This is a genomic window from Brevibacillus agri, assembly GCF_004117055.1.
In the GTDB taxonomy this organism is placed as follows: Bacteria; Bacillota; Bacilli; order Brevibacillales; family Brevibacillaceae; genus Brevibacillus; species Brevibacillus agri.
On the sequence record NZ_CP026363.1, the window covers coordinates 662,380 to 680,883 of the forward strand.

Sequence of the window (18,504 nt, forward strand, 5' to 3'; positions counted from 1 at the left end):
AAGCGATGCAAAAATGTGAAACAGATAGCCCTCCACCGAGCCAAGGGAGGGCTATCTGTTTTTTATCGAGAAGAAGCAGCGTCAGTTGGTCGTGCTTGGCAGCAAGATGGTAAACCTCACGCGTTTTCCCCTGTTTTCTGCGTGTACTTCTCCATTATGGAATTGGATGATTTTTTTCGTGATGAATAACCCAAGTCCGAATTTTCCGTTCATCCCTTTGTAAAAATGGTTGAACAACTGATCTAGCTGTTCAGCTTCGATCGGGGGACCGTCGTTTTCCAGGATGATTTCCACGAGTTCTTTTTCTTGGACGAGAACGCGGTTCACCGATATCCAGATAGAAGATTTGGCAAAGCGCATATTGTTTTCCAAAATGTTCTCCAGTGCTACCGTAAGCTCTTCCTCGTTTCCCCAGACAAACACAGTTTTCAACTGGTTGTGAATGACGATATTGTTTTGCACCAGTAAAAATCTCTCGATGAGATTGTGAACAATTGCTTGGACGTTCGTGGGCTTACATTCACTTTTTCTTTCTAATATATAGTCGAGACTGTTGAGGTACAGCAGTTTTTCTACCTTTTTTTCGAGATGCTTCGCTTCTTTAATAATGACAGCAACCGTCTCGTCAAAAGAGTCGTTCAAATAGATTCGATCCAAAAGCGCCTGGGAATAGCTGTGGATGACCATGATAGGTGTTTTCAAATCATGGGAAACGCTTTGTAAAAAAATTTCTTCCTCCATCTCCATTTTCTTGAGCGATTCTTGCATCATGTTAATAGAGGAAGCCAGTTTGCCGAATTCGTCTCCGCGATTTAGATCAATCGGTTCTTCCCACTCCTTGTTTGCAATTTTGCGAACCTTCTTTTCCAAGTAGCGCAATGGCTCGGTAATTTTATTCGAGATAAACTTGGCTATGCAGATGTTGATGATAGAGAGTATGACGAGAAGCCGAACGAGATTGATTAGGACATCGACCGAGACATATGTGACGAGTACAACCGTGATGATCCCCGTAATAAAAGTGAGAAAAGCGGTCATGATTACCCATATTTGGAGTCCAAACGGTTTGTCTCTCATCCATTCACCAGCCTATACCTGTAACCGTAGCCATAGACAGTTTCTATGGACAGCTTTGGCATTTTTTTTCGTATGCGCCGCACAGTATCGTCGACTACACGATCAGAGCCATAATAGTTTTTGTCCCACAATCGTTCCAAAATTTGTTCCCGAGAGAACACACGATTTGGATGGTCAATGAAAAACAGCAATAGCTCAAACTCCTTGCTGGTCAGGGATATGGAAACACCTTCGTGATGAATGGTGTGGTTTTCGCGGTGAATGGTATAGTCGTTTATTTTGTTTATAGCGTGCCGATGAGGCTTTGTGCCGTTTTTGCGTTCCAGCAGCTTTTGCGTTTTCAAGATCAGTTCTCGCGGTAAAAATGGTTTGGAGATGTAGTCGTCGCAGCCTAGTTCCAGACCGACAACCCGGTCGATTTCCTGGTTTTTGGCAGAGATAAAGATCACAGGAATATCCGGGTGGATTGCTTTGATCTCTTTGAATAAGGTGTATCCGGTCGTATCGGGCAGCATAATGTCCAAGATCCAGAGGTCAGGTGTCTCCCGGATTTTTTGCTGGGCACAGAAGCCGTCCAGAAATGCTTCCACGGTATAGCCTGCGTTTTCCAGATACTTCTGCAAGATGGAGTTTAAATCCTGATTATCTTCAACTAAAAAGACGGTGTACGCCATCTGCAAAAACTCCCCCTCACGATGTAATACATACTATTATACCGGAATGGAGCAAACCTCTGAATTCAAGAGAATCCAGAGGTTGAAAAAGAGAAGCGAGCTACAGTACCTTGTTCAGGAACTCCCGTGTTCTTTCTTGTTGGGTGTGGAAAAACATCTGTTCAGGCGTGCCTTCTTCTACAACAATTCCTTGATCCATAAACAGGATTCGATCAGCTACCTCTTTGGCAAAACCCATTTCGTGTGTGACGATCACCATCGTCATTCCTTCCTGGGCCAAGTCTTTCATCACTTGCAAAACCTCCCCGACCATTTCGGGATCGAGTGCTGATGTAGGCTCATCAAACAGCATGATTTCCGGCTCCATAGCCAAAGCTCTTGCAATCGCCACCCTTTGCTGCTGACCGCCAGACAGATTTCGCGGGTAGACATCTGCTTTTTCTAGAAGACCTACTTTCGCAAGCAGGGCTTTTCCTTTTTCAACGGCAGATGCTGTACTGTATTTTTTGATCTTAATCAGGCCCAGCGTAATGTTTTCCAATGATGTTTTGTGTGGGAAGAGATTAAATTGCTGAAATACCATTCCGGCTTTTTGCCGAAGGGCGTTAATATTTGTTTGCTTATCCATAATGTTGATCCCGTCGATGATGATCTCACCGGCTGTAGGTTCTTCAAGAAGATTCATGCATCGGAGAAAAGTAGACTTGCCGGAGCCCGAGGGGCCGATGACACATACGACCTCTTTGCGTTTGATATGGGCGTTGATGTTCTTGAGTACATGGAGATTCCCGAATGATTTTGCCAACTGATTCACTTGAATCATCGTGCCGCCAACCTCCTTTCCAGCCAATGGGAGAACCATGTGAGCACATAGATCAGAACCCAGTAAATGACGGCAACTGTACCTAAAAACTCGAAAGCTTTGAAGTTTACCGCATAAATTGTCTGAGCCGTGAATGTAAGCTCCGCAATTCCGATGGTGGCAAGCAGTGACGTATCTTTAATGCTGATAATGAACTGGTTGACGATTGCGGGGATCATTCGCTTGATTGCTTGCGGCATGATAATGTATGCCATTGTTTGGCCATGGGTAAAGCCGATGGCTCGGCCTGCCTCCATTTGGCCTTTGTCGATGGATTCTATGCCGGCGCGAAATATTTCTACCAAATACGCCCCTGCATTAAGACTGAGAACGAAGATGCCGGCAGACACCGCATCGGTAGCTCGTCCAAACAGTAGTGGAAACACGCCGAAGTAAAAGAAAATAACTTGTACATACAGCGGGGTACCCCGAATGATGCTTACATAGACTTTCGCAATCATTTGTAGCGACTTTCGCTTCGATACACGCAAGAGGCCGAAGAAAAGTCCGAGAACAGTGGCAAAAAGCAAAGAAAGAAAAGCTACTTTTATCGTATTCTCAAGCCCTTTCAGCAAAAGGGGAGATGCGTCTGCAATCAGGTTTAATGTGTCCATGCTTCGCTTCCTTTCCTGAAAGAAATAAGGTGCAATCTGCACCCGTTAGTTTGAACCGAAGTATTTATCGTATAATTTTTGATACTCGCCGTTTTCTTTCATTTCTTTCAGGTGTTTGTTGAATTTTTCCAGAATGTCTTCTTTTCCTTTTGCAATGGCGATCCCGTATTCTTCACCTGTCAATTTGTCTCCAACGATTTTCAAGTTGGTAGCTGTTCCGGATTTGATTTTATTGGCGACAAAAGGGAAGTCGTTAATCAGCACATCGGAGCCTCCCGCTTCCACGTCCATATAGAGTGTGGCTTCATCTTCCAAAATCTTTACTTTGGCGCCTTTTTCTTTGGCGAGCTCGTTTGCTTTTTCAAGTCCGGATGTTCCTTGTTTGGCGACGATTGTCTTGTCCTTCAAGTCATCGACGGAGTTGATCGGGCTATCTTTTTTCACTACCATCACAAGGCCGGAATCAAAATAGGGGTCGGTAAAATTCGTCACTGCCTTACGATCGTCACGAATGGTGATTGAAGCTGCAGCGCCATCAACCTGTTTCGCTTGCAAGGCAGGGATAATTCCGTTGAATTTCATCTCTTTCCACTCTACTTTGAGGTTTTCTTTCGCAGCGAGTGACTCAACGAGTTCAATATCAAATCCGGTCAGTTTGCCGGAGCTGTCTCGGGAACTGAAAGCGCCTCCATCTGGAGCGACGGCAAAAATGAGAGTATTGTTTGCGCTGCCCCCGGTCTCTTGGGCTCCGCACCCTACCAATCCAATGGCTGTCAAACAGCTTACTACGAAAGAAATCCAATGTTTACGACGAAGCATAAAAACCCTCCTCTTTGAAAAAAGATACGTACTTTGTGCCTATATCATAAAAAAATAATGTAAAATAAATTTCAAAGAAATGTGTGAAAATTCGTGAAAGGTTTGGTCGTCTTGATAGAGAAAATGGCAAACTCCATCGTCAACATCCTTTGGGATATCCCCATGCCTTTTGCTATTCTTTTCGCGGGCTTCTTTTTTACGGTGGATAATCGGTTTTTTCAGCTTCGTCAGCTTTTGCATATATTTCGCCACATTTGGGGCTCCACTCGCCAAAAAACGGAAAAAACAAGCCAACGAGGAGGACTGCCTTCTTACATCGCCGGAAATATTGCCCTTGGCTGTCTGGTAGGGGTTGGATGTATAGGCGGGGTGGCTACAGCCATCTCCATCGGCGGTCCGGGAGCGGTATTTTGGATGTGGGTTGCCTCCGCAGCCGGGATGATTATCAAAATGGTAGAAGTAACTTTATCCGTCTATTACAGAACGAGAGACGAGGATGGGCAATTCATCGGGGGGGCGACTGTTTACATCGAAAAAGGTATCGGTGAAGAAATGAATGTAAAAAATTGGATGTTTCTGGTCGTGTTGTTTGTGATTGGCATGATCGCGCCCATTTTTCTCTCGATCCAAAACTACGTGGCTTCCGTCGCTATCAGCACCACGTTTCATATGAACATTCTTGGCGTATCCTTTTTGTTTGCGCTTTTGGTTTATTTCATCATTGTGCGCGGCATTCCGTATTTGGCAAGGATATTTTTATTCATAGTGCCGTTCATGATCGTGGCTTATCTTGCTTTAGGTTTCCTGATTATTTTGATGAACGTGGAAAAAGTCATCCCGACCCTGGAATTGATTATTCGGCACGCCTTTTATGGCTCGGCCGCCATCGGTGGTTTCACGGGAGCAACCTTGGCCCAGGTCATTACGATCGGGGTATCCCAGGCAGTGTACACCAGCGAATTCGGCTGGGGCACTACACCGATTGTTCATTCGACGGCCAATGTCGACCATCCGGTAAAGCAAGGGCTGTGGGGTGGTTTTGAGGTGTTTTTTACAAGCATTGTGATTTGTGGAATTACGGCTTTCGTGGTGATTTTGTCTGATGATTGGGTTTCCGGACGAACGGGGATTGAACTGGCTTTGCATTCGTTTGAACAAACATTGGGGTTAGCGGGCAAATACATGGTGACGGTCATCATTTTCTTGTTTGCACTAACGTCGGCAAGCGGCTGGTATGTGAGCAGGGAAATAATGGTAAAACACCTGCTGAATAAAAAGAAGGTCGCTAAAAAACATGTACTGAAATATTTGAAGATATTTTGCGCATTTCCCGAATTTCTCTTTGTCGTCTATGTCGTCACTTTTCACTTTCCCGACAAGGATGTATGGTTGATGACAGGCATCATGACTGCTGTACCTACCTTTATCAACATATTTTTCCTGCTGGTTCTCAGCCATCAGTTTAAAAAGCTGTTGCAAGATTACAAAGCCAGATATTTGAACATCGGGCAGATTGACGAAGATGTCCGACTGTTTTATGAAGATAAGGGAATGGCCAGCGCTACAAAGACAATTGAGTGAGCGATCACATAATTTTTTGATTTTTCTCCAGAATTTTTCCCCTAAAATCGGTCACATAAGATCAGCAGATGAAGGAGAAATGGAATGTGACGAAGCCTCTCATTGGTTGTACAACCTATTACGTCAGTGCCTTTGAGGAAAGCAAACATCGATTTGTCATTGCCCAGGACCACTTTATGTCAGCGATAGACGATCCTGAGAGTATTCATCGTGCAGGCGGAATACCTGTACCGATTCCACTCATTGATGATGACAGTTATCTGGAGTCGCTATTGGATCGTCTCGATGGCCTGATGTTTATTGGCGGGAGCGACATTAGCCCAAGCTTCTACGGGCAGCCGTATAAAAAAGGTCTTGGTCAGATCAATCCGGCCAGGGACCAGTTTGAATGGAAGCTGCTGGACAAAGCGGTAAAAAGAAAGATGCCGATATTCGGGATATGTCGCGGACTTCAACTTCTGAATGTGTATTTTGGCGGGACGCTCGTGCAAGACATTGAGCGAGGCTATTCCACGGAGATCAACCACGCCGGGTATATAGGGCCAAAATCCAGTATTGCTCACAAGGTAAAGCTTTCAAAGGAGCATGTTCTTTATCGTTGTTTTGGCAAGGAGGAGCTGGACGTCAACAGCTTTCATCATCAGGTGATCGAAAGACTCGGAGAAGGTCTGGAAGCGATTGCAACCGCAGAGGATGGCATCATTGAGGCGATTGTACATCCGCAGTATCCATTTTTACTGGCTGTTCAGTGGCATCCCGAGATGATGTTTCAGACAGATGAGGAACAACTGAAGCTGTTTATGCTATTTATCGAGTCCGCCAAGAAGAGGCGAATAGACATGGATAACCTTTGTACCTCTGCCAACCGTTAAGAAATTGGGCGGCAAGACATGTATCCAACGGGCATTTGTGTTAAAATGAGCCGTAATTGGATGGAGGTATGAAATGCATGAGTAAATTGCCAAATTGCCCGAAATGTAATTCCGAGTACACGTACGAGGATGGAAGCATGCTGATCTGCCCGGAATGCAGCCACGAGTGGACACTGCAAGCAGAAGCCGAGGACAGCGGCGAAAAAGTAATCAAGGACGCGAACGGCAACATCCTGCAAGACGGCGATACCGTAACCGTCATCAAGGATCTGAAAGTAAAAGGGAGCTCGTCGGTTTTGAAAATCGGGACGAAGGTAAAAAACATTCGTCTGGTGGACGGCGACCACGATATCGACTGCAAGATCGACGGGTTCGGTGCGATGAAATTGAAGTCGGAGTTTGTGAAAAAGGTGTAGCAACGTCAGGCCAGCTTCTGTAGAGAGGCTGGTTTTTTTTCTCATCTTGCATACGCTTCCCTCAGACGGCAGACATATAACATATAAAAAGTGGTTGAGCAACATTTTCCGTTGCCAACCACTTTTTTCAATTGGAACGGTTAAGGAAAGACAGGACAACTTCGACACGTCCCCGCGCGATAAGGTAAAACTTTTTTCGCCGCCTGTCTCGCTTTCGTGGATGACTTGCGACGAACGTCTCCGTGTTGAACAGACGGGACAGGTCTTTCATGTTGTCTGAAGCAAGGAATAGGAGAAACGAATAATAAATAGAATTAAAAAGGAAATTTATTGATTTTTTTGGGAGTTTTGACATAAAAATAAAGTGAAGATATTTTGCAAAAATTTCCTTGGAGAGGGATGATGAATTTGAAGAAGGCTTTGAAAAAAACGTTGATTTTTACGTTCTTAGGAACAACTTTACTGACTGGACAAGCATTTGCAGCACCAGAGATTATGTTTACGAATAAGGACTCGAAAATAAATAGCGATTTTGACCGAAGAGGTGCAAAAAAATACGTTGAAAAGTATGCTGAACGACCTGGGAATAAAAAGTACGCGAATTATGGAAGTAACAGCGATGGTGGTGACTGCACAAACTTTGTTTCTCAAGTATTACATGAGGGCGGAGGTCTGGATTTACATGGAAAAGTTGGTTATAATAGGAATACAAAGGATTGGTATTATTATGGCCCTAATGTTCCCAAAAATACAAATGATAAAAAATCCCGCACATCATCTTGGACTGGAGCTCATCAATTTAGAGAACACTGGGCAGTAGTTAATGGTTCCGGAGGAGAATTTGCGTATCAGGCCAAAAAGTACTCAGTCAAAGATGCACAAAAGAACTTTAGAGACATTTACAACGATTTGTATGAAGGTGATATTGTTCAGTATGTGAACAGTGCTGGAAGAACTGTTCATTCACAAGTAGTTCATCACTTTAAGGATGGGGAAGTGTATATGGCTCAGCATTCGTTAAATGACAGTGATTATACATGGGGGACAGACCTTCCGCTAAGTGAATGGCTCGATTATGGCGGAGCATATGTTGTAACAATAAAAATCAAGAAATAAAACACTAAAGGGGTGATACCATGTTTATACAGCGAACCAAAAAACTTATCGCTGCATCAATAGGCGGTCTTGCCATTTTAGGCGTTGCAAGTTTTTTGGGGTATCAAGCATATGCGAATGATGCATCCAAAACAGAAATGCTTAAGCAAATGGAAGAAGAGTATCAAAAGCTGGCCGAGCAAGATGATCCAAATGCGCCAAGTGAAGAAAGACAAAAAATAAAAGATCTGGGGTGGGAGATAGGCAAGCTGAAAAAAGAGCTGTACCCCGAAAACCCCGAGGATGTATTGGCACGTAAGCTAGCTGGTTTCAAAGAAATGACACTCATTCATGAATCAAGCTACAAAAACAGCGATGCAGATGCAAACGACCCCGAGGTAACGAAAATGTTAGCGCAAATCGAACAGCAGAAACAACTCGTTGCAAAATTTGAAGAGAAATTGGCTTCTTTAAAAAAAAGAGCAAAGATGGCAAGGCAGTCTGAAGATGCCAAAGAAGAAGCAGAACAGTTGCTGGCACAATTTCAACAGGAAAAAGATGCAATCAGTACGCAAAGCGACCAATAAGGCTACATGTACGCGAAAAACAAAGGGCGTTGCTCACCAGGGCAGCGCCCTTTTCATGAGCAGTCCAGGTGGACAGGCCAAACATAAAATGACAGGCAGCGGCTCATGCTACTACTGGCAGCTTCCTTCCTGCTTATTTCCTTTTATGGTAGACTGTCATGGAAGTATCAGATGGCCCTCATTCCTCCAAAATTAGGTGGTACATGCATGCGTTCCATATGGCAGATTTACAAAACGGACTGGATCAACATATTCAAAGTACCGACGGGAATTTTCCTCATTGTCGCGATCATCTTGCTCCCATGCCTGTACGATTGGGTCAACATCAAGTCGGTCTGGGACCCGTACGCCAATACGCAAGGCGTAAAAGTGGCGGTAACGAGCGAGGACCAGGGCGCGACGGTCATGGACAAGCAGATCAACATCGGGGACGAGCTGCTAAAGAGCTTGCAGCACAACGATAAGCTGGGCTGGACCTTCGTGACGAAGGAGGAGGCCGAGCGCGGCGTGGATCGGGGCGATTACTACGCCAGCATCCTGATTCCGGCCGACTTTTCCGAGAAAATTACCGGGATCGTCAACGGCAGACTGGACAGGCCCGAAGTGATCTATACGGTCAACGAAAAAGTCAACGCCGTGGCTCCCAAAATCACCTCTTCCGGCGTCTCGGCCATCGCCAAGCAGATCAACGAAAGCTTCACGGAAGAGGTCAGCGAGGCTCTGCTGACAAAGCTGACGGAAATCGGTGTGAAGCTCGAGGAGCAACTGCCGACCATTCGCCGAATCGAGAGCGGTATTTTTGAACTGGAGAAAAAGCTGCCCGAGATTCATGCAGCGGGGCAAAAGGTGCTGGAGATTGAAAAGAAGCTGCCGGAAATTCACGAGAAGGCGCAAATCATCCCGGAAGTGGAAAAGCGCCTCCCGGAAATCAACCAGGCGGCCGATGCCGTGCTGAAAGTCCAGCAAAACTGGCCGCGAATCAACGAAGCCGCATCGGTTATCATCGGCATGGAAGACAAGCTGCCGACAATCGAGCAGGCGGTCGGGCGCATTGCCGAGCTCGATCAAAACTTCGGCAAAGTCGCAAGCGCGGTCACCACGGCCACAGAGAAGGCCAGTCAGGCAATTGAGATTGTTTCGGCGGCTCAAAACGCCCTGCCGCGCATTGCCGAGCTGACGGACAAAGGAGCCGATTTGGCCGATCAACTGAATCGGTTTTTTGCAACCCATGACGGCGCATGGGACACAATCGCGCCGCTGATTAAGCAAAATCTCCTGCTGGCCCAGCAAGCTGCCGATGCGCTTGCGCAGCTTACAGACAGGCTTTTGCAGCTCAATCCGGAGCGCTTGCCGACAGCAGAAGAGGTTCATGCCGTCCAGGACAGGCTGTCCCGAGTCGTGCGCGTGCTGGAACATACCGCAGCGCTGGCCGACAAGCTGAACGGCTACATCCCCGGACAGCCGCTGGACCGTTTGTCAGAGCGGCTGCACGGGCTCGAGGACAGGATGAATCGGCAAATCGAAATTCTCGGCACGATTGCAGACGCGCTGGAAAACGGGAAAAAGCCAGCGCGAGACTTGGTCGAGAGCCTGAACGAACTGTCGAAAAACACGAGCGCGGAACTGGGCGATATTCTCGGGCGCTACGATAGCGAAATCGTTCCGAAAATCGAGGAAGGCATTGAAAAGCTGAAGACGATCACGGGAACGTCCGCCGAGCTTTTGCACAAAGCGCAGGAAAAGCTCCCGGATATCGAGACGATTCTCAAGGAAACGAAGGCAGGTCTGGAGCTTGGCCTGGCAGAGCTGAAACGAATCGAGCAGGAGCTGCCGCAAATTCAGGCGCGGGTTCACGAGTTGGCGCAAACGCTGCAAGCGAAGTCGGACGCTTTTGCCAAAGCGATTCGCACGGCGGCTCCGTTCTTGAAGGAAAACTTGCCAGCCATCGGGCAAAAGCTCGACCAGGCGGCGGCATTCATTCGCAACGATTTGCCGCAGGCGGAAGCGGAACTTGTGAAGCTGGCTGATTTTGTGCGCAACAAGCTGCCGGAGGTGGAGAACGGCGTCCACAGAGTGGCGGCGCTGGTTCGCGACGATTTGCCCAAGCTGGAGAGCGCGATTTCGCAGGCGGCAGACAAGCTGAGAGAGGTAGAGGCGAACAACAACTTCGCCGATCTCGCCAAGCTTTTGCGCGGGGATATTCAAAAAGAGAGCGAATTTCTCGCCAGCCCGGTGCAGATCAAGGAAAACCGCAAATACCCGATCCCGAACTACGGCTCGGCGATGTCTCCGTTTTACGGCGTCCTGTCGCTATGGGTCGGGGCCACGCTGCTGATTTCCCTGCTCAAGCCGGATGCGGAAAATCCGGATGGCCGCTACAAGCCGTACCAGCTTTATTTGGGCCGCTTGGGCACGTTTGTGACGATCGGTCTGCTTCAGGCATTGTGCATTACGCTTGGAGACATTTACATTCTGGAAGCTTATGTTGCGGATAAAGTCCCGTTTGTGCTTTTCGCGATGCTCGTCAGCATGGTATTCGTCACGATCACGTACACGCTGCTGTCCGTATTCGGCAACGTGGGCAAAGGCATCGCGATCATTTTCATGGTGTTCCAGTTTTCCAGCTCGGGCGGGACGTTCCCGATCAGCATGACCGCTCCCTTTTTCCAGGCATTGAATCCGTTCATGCCGTTCACCTACGCGATCAGCTTGCTGCGGGAGGGCGTAGGCGGGGTGCTTTGGGAGACGGCGATCCGGGATATTCTCTTTCTGTTCGGTTTCATCGGAATCAGCCTGTTCATCGCGCTTGCCTTGAAGCGTCCGTTGAGCGGTCTGATTCAAAAATCGATGGAGAATGCCAAGAAGACAAAAATTATCGGGTAAGCCATCAGTAACCAGCCAATCATCGTTATTGGCTGGTTTTTTCGTGTGCGTTCAATCGGGTTACCCAATTTTTAGGAAAGAATCCAATTGTTAATTTTCTGAATCGGTGGTATATTCGAGACAAACTAAATACGTGTACAAACAGGTGCAGATAAATTCACCATCTTTTATCTGCTTAAAAGGGAAGTTCGGTTAGAATCCGACGCTGTCCCGCAACTGTAATTGGGAGCGATTCGAAGATGCCACTGTTTTCGCCAGCCGAAAATGGGAAGGTTCGAAAAGCGATGAACATAAGCCAGGAGACCTGCCTGTTTGAGCACAACATCAATACCTACGAGGATAGGGGGTGTTAAGTGCGAAATGGATAGGCGTGTTTTTGATTTGGACAATCAGCATGCTTATTTGAGTATTCATTCGCCTCTTAACAACTTCTGCGGAAGTTGTTTTTTTGTGCGGATTTTCAGGAGGGTACGTGACGGATGAGCGATTTTTTGTTTGGAACGGTTGAGTATTTTACCAACGATTTTCAGGCGTGCATTATGAACAACTTGACGATAGAGAACCCGAGCGTTATCAAGGCGCATTACTCGAAATTAAAAGACGAGGTCATCAGGCGATCAGACAGTCCAGCGGATCAAGAAAAGCTTTTGCAAAATCTCGACAAGGCTTATCAACGTCTAAAGATCAACCTATTTGGGGCGGAGGATGAGGAACATGGGAGTTGAAGAAAAGTTTTTTCCAGGTCTGGAAGGGGTAGTGGCTGCGGAAACGAGCATTTCCTTTCTGGATACGAAGCAAGGAGAAATCGTCATCAAAGGGTACGACTTGATCGAGCTGTCCAAAGCGTACCGTTACCTGGATATCGTCCATCTTTTGCTGGAGGAAGCGCTGCCGAACGAGGAACAAAAGCGGGCGGTAGAAGAGAAGCTGAAGAGCGAGTACGACATCCCGAGAGAAGTGTTCGACATGCTCAAGCTGCTGCCGGAAAAAACGCATCCGATGGACGGCTTGCGGACGGGGCTGTCGGCGCTGGCCGGCTATGACAGTCACCTCGACAACTGCTCGCCGCAAGCCAACAAGGAGCGGGCCTACAAGCTGCTCGGCAAAGTGCCGAACATCGTCGCCAACAGCTACCGCGTGATTCAAAAAGCCGAGCTGGTGGCACCGTTGCCGGAGCTGTCGTACAGCGCCAATTTTCTCTACATGATTACGGGCAAAATCCCGTCTGCCTTCGAAGAGGCCATCTTCGACCGATCCCTGGTTTTGTACAGCGAGCACGAAATGCCCAATTCGACCTTTACGGCGCGGGTGATCGCCTCCACTTTGTCGGATTTGTACGGGGCATTGACCGGAGCGGTCGCTTCGCTGAAAGGAAACTTGCACGGCGGAGCAAACGAAGCGGTGATGCACATGCTGCTTGAGGCAAGCTCGGTCGAGGAATTTGAGCAATTGCTGGAGTCCAAGCTGGCCAACAAAGAGCGGATTATGGGATTCGGCCACCGCGTGTACATGAAAAAGATCGATCCGCGTGCCCTCATGATGAAGGACGCCTTGAGGCAACTGTGCGACGCCAAAGGAGACGACCTGCTGTATCAGATGTGCGAAGCCGGAGAGAAAATCATGGAGTGCGAGAAGGGCATTTACCCGAATCTCGATTATTACGCCGCTCCGGTGTACTGGATGCTCGGGATTCCGATTCCGCTGTACACCCCGATCTTTTTCAGTGCGAGAACAGTAGGGCTGTGCGCGCATGTGATCGAGCAGCATAAACACAACCGCCTGTTCCGGCCCCGGGTCAACTACATCGGCCAACGCCGCGCGTAAATCCAAAAAGAGAAAGGAATGATTCGCATGCTGAAAATGAATGAACGGACAAAAACAGACCAGTTGCTGGAGGAAATCGCAGACTATGTGCTGACGAAGGAGATTACGAGTGAAGAAGCGTTCCAGACCGCACGCTACGTGCTGCTGGATACGCTCGGATGCGGCATTTTGGCTCTGTCCTATCCGGAGTGCACGAAGCTGCTCGGGCCGATCGTGCCTGAAACCGTCGTTCCGAACGGTTGCCGTGTACCGGGAACCTCGTACGTGCTTGACCCGGTGCGCGGAGCGTTCAATATCGGTTGCATGATCCGTTGGCTCGATTACAACGATACGTGGCTGGCCGCAGAGTGGGGGCATCCGTCGGACAACCTCGGCGGTATTTTGGCAGTAGCCGATTATTTGAGCCGCGTACGCCTGGCAGAAGGAAAAGAACCGCTCGTCGTGCGCGATGTGCTGGAAATGATGGTGAAAGCGCACGAAATCCAGGGTGTGCTCGCTTTGGAAAACAGCCTGAACCGCGTCGGCCTGGATCACGTGCTGTTCGTCAAAATCGCCACAACGGCTGTCGTGACGAAGATGCTGGGCGGCGGCCGGGAAGAAATTATCAACGCTTTGTCCAATGCGTGGATCGACAATTCCGCCTTGCGCACCTATCGTCACGCGCCAAATACGGGATCGCGCAAGTCGTGGGCAGCCGGGGACGCGACCAGCCGGGGCGTTCATCTCGCATTGATGGCGCTCAAGGGAGAGATGGGCTATCCGTCCGCTCTGTCTGCGCCAGGCTGGGGATTCCAGGATGTTTTGTTCAACAAAAAAGAACTGAAGCTCGCGCGCCCGCTCGACTCCTACGTCATGGAGCACGTGCTGTTTAAAGTATCGTATCCGGCAGAATTTCACGCCCAAACCGCTGCGGAATGCGCAGTAGCCCTGCATCCGCAAGTAAAAGACCGCCTGGATGACATCGACTCGATCACCATTACTACCCATGAATCGGCCATCCGCATTATCGACAAGGTCGGCCCGCTGCACAACCCGGCCGATCGCGACCATTGCTTGCAATACATTACCGCAATCGCCCTGCTCAAAGGCACGATTACAGCGGAGCACTATGAAGATGAAACCGCCAGCGATCCGCGAATCGACAGCTTGCGGGCGAAAATGAGGGTGATCGAGAACAAGCAGTACACGTACGATTACCTCGATCCGAACAAGCGCTCGATTGCGAATGCCGTGCAGATTCATTTCAAGGATGGCACCGAGACGGAAAAAGTCGAGTGCGAATATCCGCTCGGGCACCGTTTCCGCAGGCAGGAAGCCATTCCTAAGATCGAGGAGAAGTTCTCCGATACATTGCGCACCCATTTCCCAAGCGGGCAGCAGCGAAAAATCGAGCAAGTCTGCTTTGACCACGAGAAGCTTGCGCAGATGCGCGTAAACGAGTTCGTGAATTTGTTCCTGCTGGGATAAGGAGGCGTTTCGCTTGGCGTGGATTGTGGATCAACCTTTGACGCAAAAGGAGCTGGCCGAGCGGTTTCGTTCGCTCATGACAGCGCCTGACATTTTGCAAATACCCGGGGCGCACGATGCAATGGCAGCTATCGTCGCCAAGCAGGCGGGATTTTCCGCTCTTTACTTGTCGGGAGCTGCCTATACCGCGAGCAGAGGGTTGCCGGATCTCGGCATCGTCACCTCAGCGGAAACGGCTGAGCGTGCCAAAGACCTCATCCGGGCAACCAACTTGCCTGTGCTGGTCGATATTGATACCGGTTTCGGAGGCGTGCTGAACGCGGCCCGCACCGCTCGGGAAATGGTCGAAGCCCATGTCGCGGCGGTGCAAATAGAAGATCAGCAGCTTCCGAAAAAATGCGGCCACTTGAACGGAAAGCAACTGGTCACAACAGAAGAGATGGTGCAAAAAATCAGCGTCATGAAAGAAGTCGCGCCTACGCTATTGATTGTGGCCCGGACAGATGCGCGTGCTGTGGAAGGGCTGGAGGCAGCGGTAGCGAGGGCAACCGCTTATGCGGAAGCGGGAGCGGATGCGATTTTCCCAGAAGCGCTGGAATCAGAAGCAGAGTTCCGCTTGTTTGCGGAAAAAATCACGGTTCCTTTGCTCGCCAACATGACGGAATTTGGAAAAACGCCCTACTATTCGGCACAGCAGTTTGCGGACATGGGCTATCAGATGGTGATTTACCCCGTGACCTCGCTTCGGGCAGCGGCGAAGGCGTATGAACGGATTTTCTCGCTGATCCGGGAGCAGGGAACGCAAAAAGAGGGACTGTCCGACATGCAGACGCGAAGCGAATTGTACGAGGCGATCTCGTACTACCGATACGAGGAGCTGGACAAACGGATTTCCCGGACGGTTCTCACGGACGAACAATAGCGCCAGACACGGAAAAGACGGCCTACAACCTCACAGGCGATGATACGCATCCTTGGGCACACTTCATGCTTACAGCGAATCGGATCATCGCCTTTTTTCTTCCGTCTGTAGGTGAAGGAGGGGCAAGCGTGGAAACAGCAAAGCTGCGTTGGTATCAGGATGGTTTTACGCCAGAGGATTTTACGGAGGAAGATCAGCTTATTGCCAAAACGACCGAGTTGTTTGTCAAACAAGAGGTAGCTCCGAAGCTGTCAGCGATCGAGCAGCACGATTATGCTGCGGGGAGAGAGCTGTTTGGCAAAGCCGGGGAGCTTGGCTTGCTTGGAATCGAGGTGCCGGTGGAATACGGAGGGCTTTCCCTCAACAAGAAAGTCGCCGGACTGGTCGCGGAAAAAATGGGCTTTGCCGGATCGTTCAGTGTGTCCTACAACATCCACGCAGGTGTGGGGACATTGCCATACGTGTATTTCGGCACGGAGGCGCAAAAGCAGAGCTATTTGCCCAAGCTCGCTTCCGGGGAGTGGCTTGGCGCGTATGCGTTAACAGAGCCAAATGCCGGGTCTGATGCGCTGCATGCGAGAACGAGCGCTGTTTTGAACGAGGACGGAACGAGTTGGCTGCTGAACGGGGAAAAGCAATGGATTACAAACGCCCAACTGGCGGACGTGTATGTTGTGTTTGCCAATACGGGCGAAGGCATGACGGCGTTTATCGTGGAACGCGGGTTTGACGGCGTGTCTGTCGGACCGGAAGAGAAGAAAATGGGGATCAAAGGCTCGTCCACGGCTACGTTGCTCCTGGACAATGTGCAGGTTCCTTTGTCCAATGTCCTCGGCAAGCCCGGGCAAGGCCATCGGGTCGCTTTGAATATATTGAACATGGCGCGGCTGAAGCTGGCTTTTTCCAACATCGGCTCGGCCAAGCAGGCGTTGCAGCTTGCGGTCGCGTACGGCAAGGTTCGCAAGCAGTTTCAAAAGTCGCTGGTCGATTTCACGATGATCCAGGAGAAAATCGCCAACATGGCTGTGTCCATCTACGGAGCGGAAAGCGCGGCCTACCGGACCGCCGGGGCGCTGGACGAAGCTCTGCAGGCAGTGGACAGCAGCGATGAAATGACCAGGAGGCTGGCCGATTTTGCCATGGAATGTGCCATCAATAAAGTGTACAGCTCCGAGATGCAGGATCAGATCGTGGACGAAGCCGTGCAAAAGCAATCGGAACCGCCGCGGCGATACAGCTTATTTTGAGCAGCAAGCAACTGACAGCGGAAGAAGCGGCAAAGCTCCAACTCGTTCAGGCTGTTGTATCCCCGGAGGAACTTCTGCCTGCGGCTGTGGTGATCGCCCGCTCACTGATAGAAGGCAAGAGCATGACGAGCGTTGCCCGGGCATTGGCGTGCATCACGCACAGCGCGAGAGGAAGCATGGCGGAAGGGCTGGAAAAAGAACGGCAAAAATTTGCCGAGCTGTTCACGACAGCCGATGCCAAAGAAGGGATTCAAGCGTTCATTGAGAAGCGAACGCCTCATTTTACTCATTCCTAGAACCTGGAGGGAGCGGATTCGATGACAAACGATGTGCTGTTTTCCGTTGGTGACAATGGCCTGGCTACGATCACGCTGAATCGCCCGCAAGCGATCAATTCGCTTACGCACGACATGGTTTTGGCTATCGGGCAACGACTGCGGGAATGGGCGGGCAATGAGAACGTCCGCCTCGTGCTCATGAAGGGAGAAGGGACAAAAGGCTTTTGCGCAGGCGGAGATATAAAAGCGCTGTACGAGGCGAATACAAGTGCGGAAGCGATGGAACAAGCCGTTCGTTTTTTTGCGGACGAGTACCAGGTGGACCAGATGGTTTACGCGTTCGCCAAACCGATCGTCGCTGTACTCGACGGAGTGGTGATGGGAGGCGGAGTCGGGTTGACCTACGGAGCCAGCCACAAAATCGTGACCGAGCGCACGAAATGGTCCATGCCGGAAATGAATATCGGCTTTTTCCCGGACGTTGGCGCAGCGTATTTTTTAAACCAGGCGCCAGGACACGTCGGCCGATACCTCGCTTTGACGGCCGCTGTCATTCAGGCGCCTGATGTGCTGTACAGCCAGGCGGCGAACGTTTACATGACCAGCGAGCGGCTGGAAGCGTTTTGTCGCGAGCTGGAGCAGAAGAATTGGTCGGGAGAAAAGACGGCAGCAGAGCTGGACCAGTTGATTCAGGCGTACGCAGAGACGCCAGCAGCAGAGGGGAAGCTTGCTGCTCTGCGCGAACAGATTGACCGCCACTTTGCTTTTGCAACGATGGAGGAAATCTTGGCTTCCCTGGAGACAGAGGCGAGCGAGTTTGCCGAGGAAACCAAGCAAGCTCTGCTGTCCAAGTCTCCAAGCTCCTTGAAGGTCACCTTGAAGCAACTCGTTGATGGCAAGAGCAAAACGAGGGAAGAATGCTTTGCGACAGACCTTGTGCTTGCGCAAAACTTTATGCGGCACCCCGATTTTTTTGAAGGGGTTCGCTCGGTGCTGATTGATAAAGACCGCTCTCCCCGCTATGCGTACCGGACGTTGGAGGATGTGTCGCAGGAGGTGGTCCAAGCCTTTTTCGTTCAAGCGACAGGGTGACCTGATCGCAAAACAAGAGAGTGTCCCGTCGAAAAGACAACTTTTCGCGAGGACACTTTTTGGCTTTTTTACGACAGACGCCAAGAAGGCGGGTATAAGCGACATAGGGCCATTGGTTCCTCGAATGGTAACAGTTTGCATATAGCTTTTAATAAAAAGTAAATTCAGTTGTAACAAATTCATTTTTCATACGT

Annotated in this window: 17 protein-coding genes, 1 pseudogene and 1 riboswitch; of the genes and pseudogenes, 13 read left to right on the top strand and 5 right to left on the bottom strand. The window is 49.6% G+C overall.

Going from position 1 to position 18,504, the window contains the following annotated elements:
• Positions 1-81: 81 nt before the first annotated feature.
• The 5 genes from BA6348_RS03520 to BA6348_RS03540 form a co-directional block, all read right to left on the bottom strand.
• A complete protein-coding gene (locus tag BA6348_RS03520; protein WP_122952400.1) occupies positions 82-1,077 on the bottom strand; it encodes a sensor histidine kinase in 996 nt (331 codons plus the stop codon).
• Complete coding sequence (locus tag BA6348_RS03525; RefSeq protein ID WP_005826821.1) at positions 1,074-1,751, bottom strand: response regulator transcription factor; 678 nt, start codon at positions 1,749-1,751, stop codon at positions 1,074-1,076. Before BA6348_RS03525 ends, BA6348_RS03520 begins: the two co-directional genes overlap by 4 nt.
• Positions 1,752-1,851: 100 nt before the next feature.
• Entirely contained in the window at positions 1,852-2,574 is a 723-nt protein-coding gene (locus BA6348_RS03530; RefSeq protein WP_005826823.1) for an amino acid ABC transporter ATP-binding protein, read from the bottom strand.
• Complete coding sequence (locus BA6348_RS03535) at positions 2,571-3,227, bottom strand: amino acid ABC transporter permease (protein WP_007778144.1); 657 nt, start codon at positions 3,225-3,227, stop codon at positions 2,571-2,573. Before BA6348_RS03535 ends, BA6348_RS03530 begins: the two co-directional genes overlap by 4 nt.
• A gap of 45 nt (positions 3,228-3,272) precedes the next feature.
• On the bottom strand, positions 3,273-4,046 hold the full coding sequence (locus BA6348_RS03540; protein WP_005826827.1) for a transporter substrate-binding domain-containing protein: 774 nt from the start codon (positions 4,044-4,046) through the stop codon (positions 3,273-3,275).
• A 93-nt stretch (positions 4,047-4,139) separates the two neighbouring features.
• Between BA6348_RS03540 and BA6348_RS03545 the strand changes: the two genes are divergently transcribed.
• From BA6348_RS03545 to BA6348_RS03605, 13 genes and pseudogenes are all read left to right on the top strand, one after another.
• On the top strand, positions 4,140-5,627 hold the full coding sequence (locus BA6348_RS03545; RefSeq protein ID WP_235694723.1) for an alanine/glycine:cation symporter family protein: 1,488 nt from the start codon (positions 4,140-4,142) through the stop codon (positions 5,625-5,627).
• Between the two features lie 86 nt (positions 5,628-5,713).
• Positions 5,714-6,499, top strand: coding sequence for a gamma-glutamyl-gamma-aminobutyrate hydrolase family protein (locus BA6348_RS03550; protein WP_025846962.1), 786 nt, complete (start codon positions 5,714-5,716; stop codon positions 6,497-6,499).
• A 77-nt stretch (positions 6,500-6,576) separates the two neighbouring features.
• The gene (locus BA6348_RS03555) at positions 6,577-6,915 is read left to right on the top strand and encodes a zinc ribbon domain-containing protein YjdM (RefSeq protein WP_005826834.1); all 339 of its coding nucleotides are present in this window, start codon (positions 6,577-6,579) and stop codon (positions 6,913-6,915) included.
• Positions 6,916-7,317: 402 nt separating this feature from the next.
• On the top strand, positions 7,318-8,031 hold the full coding sequence (locus BA6348_RS03560; protein WP_122952401.1) for an amidase domain-containing protein: 714 nt from the start codon (positions 7,318-7,320) through the stop codon (positions 8,029-8,031).
• A gap of 20 nt (positions 8,032-8,051) precedes the next feature.
• Entirely contained in the window at positions 8,052-8,597 is a 546-nt protein-coding gene (locus BA6348_RS03565) for a hypothetical protein (protein ID WP_122952402.1), read from the top strand.
• Between the two features lie 207 nt (positions 8,598-8,804).
• A complete protein-coding gene (locus BA6348_RS03570) occupies positions 8,805-11,480 on the top strand; it encodes a YhgE/Pip domain-containing protein (RefSeq protein ID WP_122952403.1) in 2,676 nt (891 codons plus the stop codon).
• A 126-nt stretch (positions 11,481-11,606) separates the two neighbouring features.
• Positions 11,607-11,806, top strand: a riboswitch (cobalamin riboswitch).
• Positions 11,807-11,959: 153 nt separating this feature from the next.
• Positions 11,960-12,205: a hypothetical protein gene (locus BA6348_RS03575; RefSeq protein ID WP_122952404.1), complete on the top strand. Its 246-nt coding sequence runs from the start codon at positions 11,960-11,962 to the stop codon at positions 12,203-12,205.
• A complete protein-coding gene (gene mmgD / locus BA6348_RS03580) occupies positions 12,195-13,304 on the top strand; it encodes a citrate synthase (protein WP_122952405.1) in 1,110 nt (369 codons plus the stop codon). The genes BA6348_RS03575 and mmgD overlap by 11 nt, the downstream gene beginning before the upstream one ends.
• A 27-nt stretch (positions 13,305-13,331) precedes the next feature.
• On the top strand, positions 13,332-14,771 hold the full coding sequence (locus tag BA6348_RS03585; RefSeq protein WP_005826847.1) for a bifunctional 2-methylcitrate dehydratase/aconitate hydratase: 1,440 nt from the start codon (positions 13,332-13,334) through the stop codon (positions 14,769-14,771).
• Between the two features lie 13 nt (positions 14,772-14,784).
• Positions 14,785-15,693, top strand: coding sequence for a methylisocitrate lyase (gene prpB, locus BA6348_RS03590; protein ID WP_005826849.1), 909 nt, complete (start codon positions 14,785-14,787; stop codon positions 15,691-15,693).
• 164 nt (positions 15,694-15,857) lie between these two features.
• Positions 15,858-16,901: pseudogene (locus BA6348_RS03595) on the top strand (acyl-CoA dehydrogenase family protein); the annotation flags it as partial.
• 35 nt (positions 16,902-16,936) lie between these two features.
• Positions 16,937-17,236, top strand: coding sequence for an enoyl-CoA hydratase-related protein (locus BA6348_RS03600; RefSeq protein ID WP_242507440.1), 300 nt, complete (start codon positions 16,937-16,939; stop codon positions 17,234-17,236).
• A gap of 21 nt (positions 17,237-17,257) precedes the next feature.
• A complete protein-coding gene (locus BA6348_RS03605) occupies positions 17,258-18,310 on the top strand; it encodes an enoyl-CoA hydratase/isomerase family protein (protein ID WP_122952406.1) in 1,053 nt (350 codons plus the stop codon).
• The last annotated feature ends 194 nt before the right edge of the window (positions 18,311-18,504 follow it).

Coding starts and splice junctions, on each gene's coding strand:
- BA6348_RS03520 (WP_122952400.1), bottom strand. CDS start 1,077: ATGAGAGACAAACCGTTTGGACTCCAAATATGGGTAATCATGACCGCT.
- BA6348_RS03525 (WP_005826821.1), bottom strand. CDS start 1,751: ATGGCGTACACCGTCTTTTTAGTTGAAGATAATCAGGATTTAAACTCC.
- BA6348_RS03530 (WP_005826823.1), bottom strand. CDS start 2,574: ATGATTCAAGTGAATCAGTTGGCAAAATCATTCGGGAATCTCCATGTA.
- BA6348_RS03535 (WP_007778144.1), bottom strand. CDS start 3,227: ATGGACACATTAAACCTGATTGCAGACGCATCTCCCCTTTTGCTGAAA.
- BA6348_RS03540 (WP_005826827.1), bottom strand. CDS start 4,046: ATGCTTCGTCGTAAACATTGGATTTCTTTCGTAGTAAGCTGTTTGACA.
- BA6348_RS03555 (WP_005826834.1), top strand. CDS start 6,577: ATGAGTAAATTGCCAAATTGCCCGAAATGTAATTCCGAGTACACGTAC.
- BA6348_RS03560 (WP_122952401.1), top strand. CDS start 7,318: ATGAATTTGAAGAAGGCTTTGAAAAAAACGTTGATTTTTACGTTCTTA.
- BA6348_RS03565 (WP_122952402.1), top strand. CDS start 8,052: ATGTTTATACAGCGAACCAAAAAACTTATCGCTGCATCAATAGGCGGT.
- BA6348_RS03570 (WP_122952403.1), top strand. CDS start 8,805: ATGCGTTCCATATGGCAGATTTACAAAACGGACTGGATCAACATATTC.
- BA6348_RS03575 (WP_122952404.1), top strand. CDS start 11,960: ATGAGCGATTTTTTGTTTGGAACGGTTGAGTATTTTACCAACGATTTT.
- mmgD (WP_122952405.1), top strand. CDS start 12,195: ATGGGAGTTGAAGAAAAGTTTTTTCCAGGTCTGGAAGGGGTAGTGGCT.
- BA6348_RS03585 (WP_005826847.1), top strand. CDS start 13,332: ATGCTGAAAATGAATGAACGGACAAAAACAGACCAGTTGCTGGAGGAA.
- BA6348_RS03605 (WP_122952406.1), top strand. CDS start 17,258: ATGACAAACGATGTGCTGTTTTCCGTTGGTGACAATGGCCTGGCTACG.